The organism is Gordonia sp. (in: high G+C Gram-positive bacteria) (assembly GCF_052106715.1).
Lineage (GTDB): Bacteria > Actinomycetota > Actinomycetes > Mycobacteriales > Mycobacteriaceae > Gordonia.
In genome coordinates, this window is the sequence record NZ_JBQEDL010000064.1 from 1 (window position 1) to 4,353 (window position 4,353).

The 4,353-nt window shown below is 66.8% G+C and carries 6 protein-coding genes; 2 read left to right on the forward strand and 4 right to left on the reverse strand.

What is annotated here, in order from left to right; genetic code table 11:
- On the reverse strand, positions 1-828 hold an 828-nt coding region (moeB, locus tag ACTIMF_RS18665; RefSeq protein WP_442351791.1), incomplete at its 3' end, for a molybdopterin-synthase adenylyltransferase MoeB.
- Positions 829-833: 5 nt separating this feature from the next.
- Positions 834-1,805, reverse strand: a complete 972-nt coding sequence (locus ACTIMF_RS18670; RefSeq protein WP_442351780.1) for a DUF3152 domain-containing protein — start codon at positions 1,803-1,805, stop codon at positions 834-836.
- A gap of 102 nt (positions 1,806-1,907) precedes the next feature.
- On the opposite strand from ACTIMF_RS18670, the gene ACTIMF_RS18675 reads away from it, so the two are divergent.
- Positions 1,908-2,567 (forward strand): TetR/AcrR family transcriptional regulator, encoded by a 660-nt coding sequence (locus ACTIMF_RS18675; RefSeq protein ID WP_442351781.1) that lies wholly within the window; start codon positions 1,908-1,910, stop codon positions 2,565-2,567.
- A gap of 104 nt (positions 2,568-2,671) precedes the next feature.
- Here the strand turns inward: ACTIMF_RS18675 and ACTIMF_RS18680 are convergent, their stop codons facing one another.
- Both ACTIMF_RS18680 and ACTIMF_RS18685 read right to left on the reverse strand, forming a co-directional pair.
- Positions 2,672-2,902: a DUF3107 domain-containing protein gene (locus ACTIMF_RS18680; protein ID WP_442351782.1), complete on the reverse strand. Its 231-nt coding sequence runs from the start codon at positions 2,900-2,902 to the stop codon at positions 2,672-2,674.
- A gap of 33 nt (positions 2,903-2,935) precedes the next feature.
- Positions 2,936-3,580, reverse strand: a complete 645-nt coding sequence (locus ACTIMF_RS18685) for a ferritin-like fold-containing protein (RefSeq protein WP_442351783.1) — start codon at positions 3,578-3,580, stop codon at positions 2,936-2,938.
- 216 nt (positions 3,581-3,796) lie between these two features.
- On the opposite strand from ACTIMF_RS18685, the gene ACTIMF_RS18690 reads away from it, so the two are divergent.
- Positions 3,797-4,353: DEAD/DEAH box helicase (locus tag ACTIMF_RS18690; protein WP_442351784.1), on the forward strand; the 557-nt coding region annotated here is incomplete at its 3' end.

Genomic DNA, 4,353 nt, shown 5'->3' on the forward strand with positions numbered 1-4,353 from the left:
GGAGACGACTCCGCAGAACTCGTCGTAGTCGATCAGCGCGGTGATCGCCGCACCCGCCGGATCCTTCTCGATGCGCACGGTCCGATAGTTCATCGTCAGCGCGTCGTACATCAGCACTCGGCCCAGCAGAGACTCCCCGAGACCGCAGACGAGTTTGATCGCCTCGGTCGTCATCACCGAACCGATCGACGCGCACAGCACGCCGAGCACCCCGCCCTCGGCGCACGACGGCACACTCCCGGGCGGCGGTGCCTGCGGGTAGAGGTCGCGCAGGTTGAGCCCGCGGCCGTCGGGTGCGGCCTCCCAGAACACCGACACCTGGCCGTCGAACCGGTAGATCGACCCCCAGACGAGCGGTTTGCCTGCCAGGACCGCGGCATCGTTGCACAGGTAACGGGTCGCAAAATTGTCGGTGCCGTCGACGATCACGTCGTACTGCTCAAACAGTTCGACGGCCCCCTCGGGCTCCAACCGCTGCTCGTGCAGAACCACGTTCACCAGCGGATTCACTGCCGCGATCGAGTCCTGAGCGCTGTGCGTCTTCGGCCGGTCCAGGTCGGCGACACCATGGATCACCTGGCGTTGCAGGTTCGATTCGTCGACGGTGTCGAAGTCGACGATCCCGATGGTGCCGACACCCGCGGCCGCGAGGTAGAGCAGCGTCGGCGAGCCGAGACCGCCCGCGCCCATCACGAGAATCCGAGCGTTCTTCAACCGCCGCTGCCCCGTCACCCCGATGTCGGGGATGATCAGATGCCTGCTGTACCGAGCGACCTCCTCGCGCGTGAGTTCCGCGCCGGGGTCGACGACCGGTGGCATGGCGCCCATGCGAGTCAGCCCGGGAACGGCCAGGCGTTCGGCCTGCACACCAACGAGCGATCGGCCTTCATATCGGGGTCGAGCGCCAGGATCTCGCTGTTCGCGGTGCCGAACGTCTGCTGCATCATGATCGGCGCGAGGGCGCCGTTCTCCTCGCAGGGACGGTGATTCTCATATCCGATGCCGTGGCCGACCTCGTGGTTGATCAGGTACTGACGGTACGTCATGTCGTCGCCTGCGAAGACGGCGGCTCCGCGCACCCACCGCGCCTCGTTCAACGTCACGCGCGCCTCGGGCGGATAGAAACACGACGTCTCGAGTTTGATCTGGTAGCCGCACAGTTCGCGCGCGGTCCCGGTGGAAGCGAGCGTGATCCGCAGGTCGGGATCGCCGGAGTCGACGCGCCGGAACGACACTTTGCCGTCCCCGATCCAACTGCGCTTGTTCGCGAGAGTCGTGTCGACGAGTTTCGCGAACGACTGATCGCCCGAGTACTGGACCGGATCGATGCCCTTCTCCACCTCGACGGTGTACGTGTACTCCTGGCCTCCGGTGCCGATCTTGGCTCCGGTACCTCGGACCACCCGGTAGTCCTTGTCACCGTTGCGGGTGAACGGGCCGCCCTCGGGCAGGTCGCCTGCGGGCAACGCCTCCTCTTGGATGTCGCCGGTCGGCGCACCGATCGCGTGCGTCTCCTCGCTGACTCTCGCATTGCGCTCATCGGACGGCGTGGCGCTCGCCTTGTCCTCGTCGCCGCCGCCGCCACGGACAGTCACTACCAGCAGGACGATCGTGAGGATCGCGAGAACCGGGATGGCGTACGCACGCCATCCGAATGCCTCGACGAAGCGCACGAATGCGTTACGCGGCTTCGCCGGATCGTCGGCCTCGTGATCGTCGGCGATCGGGTCCCACCGAGCACGCAGCGGCTGGTCGGGCCGCGGACGGCGGGGGCGCTGCACCCCGGGCTCAGGATTTCCGGTCACCCGTCTAACTCTGTCACAAGAACCACACGGCTCGAAGTGAGCACCCCGCCCGGCGATTCGACTCAGTCACAAGACGTAGTGACTCACGAGTATTCTGGGGCGATGACGACCGCCAACTCCGCCGCTCCCACGGCCTCGACCCCGGCTGCGTCGGGCCGCGGCCAGACACGACTGCCCCGCAGCGCCCGTCGCCGCCAGCTCCTCGACGCGGCCAGCGAGATCTTCGTCGAGCGGGGCTATCACTCCGCGGGCATGGACGAGATCGCTGTACACGCCGGAGTCAGCAAACCGGTTCTGTACCAGCATTTCCCGTCCAAGCTCGACCTGTACATCGCGGTGGTCGATTCGCACGCCGAGAAGCTCGTCTCGGATGTCAACCTGGCGCTTGCGGCAACCACCAACAACCGTCAGCGTGTGCAGGCCGCCGTGCAGGCGTTCTTCGACTTCATCGACGACGACAACTCCGGCTACCGACTGATCTTCGCTTCCGACGCAATGGATCCCGCAGTGATCCGCAGGGTGGAGGGAGCCTCGGACGCGTGCGTCGACGCCGTCTACGGCCTCGTCATGCAGGACTCGGGTCTGGACCCCCACCGCTCGCGGATGCTGGCAGCGGGCCTCGTCGGCGCCAGCCAGGTGAACGCTCGCTACTGGGTCGAGGCCAACCGGCCGATCGACAAGTCGTCGGCAGTCGAAACCACCGTCGCCCTCCTGTGGGGCGGACTGGCAGGCGTCCCGATGCAGGATCTCGCGAACGGCTGATCCACACCGGGAATCCGCAAGATCTGGAAAACCACTGAAGGCCGCCGGAGTCGTTCCGGCGGCCTTCTGTGGTTCTGGTATCGGGGTTCGCTCCGGGCTCGGGGTCAGGCTCCGAAGCCGACGCGACGCGATTCGCTGGTGCCGACCTCCACGTAGGCGATCTTCGCGGACGGCACGATCATCCGCGATCCCTTCTCGTCGACCAGGGACAGCACCGCGTCCGTCCCGTCGAGTGCCGCGGACACCTTCGCATCCACCTCATCGCCGGTCGCGGGCGTGGTCACTGCCAGTTCTCGGGGGTTGTTGTCGATGCCGATCTTCACCTCAACGCTCATGGCGACCGACTCTACTCGCCCGAACGACGGTGCTTACCCCAACCCGAGGTCGGCCATGCGCTGGGCGTGGCGCTCGGCGATCCCGTCGAAGAAGGCCGCAGCCGTCGCCAGCCCCGCATCGCCGGTGAACAACATGTCCATCACCTCGTCCTCCTCGGCGAGGACCCACTGCATGTGCGTGATCGCCTCACCGAGAAGTCGGCGACCCCACAGCGTCAACGGCGACCGGAGTGCCGGATCTGCGGCGATCGCGGCGCGCACGTTGTCGACCGCGAACTGCGACGATCCGGTCGAGCCCATCACCGACGCCATGACGCCCTGCACGTCGGCCGACATCCGATCGGCCAACTCGGCGTAGAAGTCGGCGGCCAGTCCGTCACCGATATAGATCTTGACCAGGGCTTCGAGCCACGAACTCGGCAGCGTCGCACGGTGGTAGTCGTCGAAGACGCTGGCGTGGGCGCCGACGACGAGGTCCGGGTCCGCGCCCGCTGCGGCCACCGCGTCGGACAGTTCTTCGAAGTGCGCCATCTCGGCCGCGATCAGTCGCGCGATGGCGACGCGGTCGGTGGTCGTCGGCGCCATCGCCGACTCGTCGATCAGGCGGTAGCAGGCCGCGAACTCTCCTGCGAGAAGGAGTCCGTAGAGCTTGGCGTTGGCGTTCGACGTGTTCGACATGAGAGCCAGAGTAGGCAAGGCGGTACACTCTGGACCAGACGTGGGGACAATCCCGCAGCGCAGCGCCTGAGCATGAACCGCCGGAAGCTGCGGCAGCGGCCACGTCCGACCTTGAGCGCGCACCGAAGTACGGCTCGTGAGAGGGCCTGCCGACGAGCAGACCCCGCGATGGCCTCGCGTGTGCGTGCACGAAGCACACGAGAGGCACATCCGCATATGAGCACTGACGCAACCGTCACCGACGACTCGATCGTGACGACGATCGTCGACGAGGGCCACCAAGCTCCCACATTCACCGAACTCGGTGTCGATCCGCAGATCGTCGCCGCACTCGAAGCCGACGGCAAGACCCGCACGTTCGCCATCCAGGAGCTCACGCTCCCCCTCGCACTCGCGGGCAGCGACCTGATCGGTCAGGCGCGTACCGGCATGGGCAAGACCTTCGGTTTCGGTGTCCCGCTGCTGCACCGACTGGTCAATGCGGACGCGACCGGCCTGCGCGCGCTAGACACCACGCCGCGCGCCCTGATCATCGTCCCGACGCGCGAGCTGTGCGTCCAGGTGACCGAAGACCTCGAGGTCGCCGCGAAGGGCGTCCAGGTAACCGTCGACGGCACGTCACGCCCGCTGTCGATCACCTCGATTTACGGCGGTCGCCCGTACGAGCAGCAGATCGCCGAACTCCAGAGCGGCGTCGACGTCGTCGTCGGCACGCCTGGCCGCCTCCTGGATCTGGCGCAGCAGGGCCACCTGGTCCTCGGCAAAGTCGGGAT